At 73.0% G+C, this 1,262-nt stretch carries 2 protein-coding genes; both read left to right on the top strand.

Translation table 11 applies throughout. The annotated features are described in order from the left end of the window. Positions 1-841 (top strand): phosphopantetheine-binding protein (locus SCA03_RS34590; RefSeq protein ID WP_230989114.1); only part of this gene is annotated, 841 nt, incomplete at its 5' end. 82 nt (positions 842-923) lie between these two features. Next, a partial coding sequence (locus SCA03_RS34585; RefSeq protein ID WP_174864527.1) for a beta-ketoacyl synthase N-terminal-like domain-containing protein occupies positions 924-1,262 on the top strand: 339 nt, incomplete at its 3' end.

The following is a 1,262-nucleotide window of genomic DNA, read 5'->3' as shown; positions in this document are numbered from 1 at the left end:
GGACGGGACCGACCTCAGCCGCTTCGCCCGCATGGGCGTCGTACCGCTGCGGAACGACGACGCGCTCCGCCTCTTCGACGCAGCCGCCGAGTCCACGCAGAGTCTGGTACTGGCGGCCGAACTGGACGGCCCCGCCCTCGGCGCGGCCGATGCGGGCGCCCCGGTCCAGCCCGTGCTCAGCGGCCTGACCGGGCGGCCGGTGCCGCCCCGGCGCCGTACGACGGCATCCGCCGGACACGAACCGCAGTCGGACGGTGCGCAGTTGCCCCATCGGCTCGTCGGGCTGGAGGAGGGCGAACGCCGGCGGGTGCTGCTGCGCACCGTGCGCGAGCACGCTGCGACCGTGCTCGGACACGGGTCGGCCGCATCGATCCCCGCCGAGCAGGGCTTCCTCGACATGGGATTCGACTCGCTGACCGCCGTGGAACTGCGCAACCGCCTCAACACCGCGACCGGCCTGCGGCTGTCCGCCACCCTCGTCTTCGACCACCCCGACCCCACCCGCCTCGCCGAACACCTCGGCGCGGAGCTGACACCGCCGGACACGGCCGTCGGCGAAGAAGCGCCATCGGCCACGGACACGACGCTGCGCGCCGAACTCGACCGCCTGGAGAAGGCGATGGCCGACCCGGCCGCAGCGCCCGACGACGCCACCCGGGCCATGGTGGTCACCCGGCTCCAGGACCTCCTGTCCCACTGGCGCCGCTCCGCCCCGAACGGGAGCAGCGCCCAGAACGGCGACGCCGGGGCGAACGGATCGTCAGACGTGGCCGACGACCTGGAGTCGGCCGGCGCGGATGACCTCTTCAGCTTCATCGACCGGGAATTCGGCCCGCACTGAAGGCGAACGCCCGCCTCGCCCTGCCTACGCCCCCTCACCCGCAGTCCCTGTACGCACGCACGCCCGATCCCGTGAGGTAATGATGTCGGAACAGGAAAAGCTGCTCGGTTACCTCCGACGAGTGACGGCCGACCTCCATCAGACCCGCGGCCGACTGCGGGAGCTGGAAGCCGCGTCCGGCGAGCCGATCGCCGTCGTCGGCATGGCCTGCCGCTACCCCGGCGGCGTCGCCACCCCCGCCGACCTGTGGCAGCTGGTGCAGGAGGGCACCGACGCCATCACCCCGTTCCCCGACGACCGGGGCTGGGACGCCGATGCCGTCTACGATCCCGACCCCGACACCCCCGGGCGCACCTACACCCGTGAGGGCGGCTTCCTGCACGGTGCGGGCGACTTCGACGCCGGCTTCTTCGGGATCTCG

Source organism: Streptomyces cacaoi, from assembly GCF_006539165.1.
GTDB lineage: Bacteria > Actinomycetota > Actinomycetes > Streptomycetales > Streptomycetaceae > Streptomyces > Streptomyces cacaoi.
Note: the sequence above shows the minus strand (reverse complement) of the source record. Positions and strands in the feature narration are given on the sequence as shown.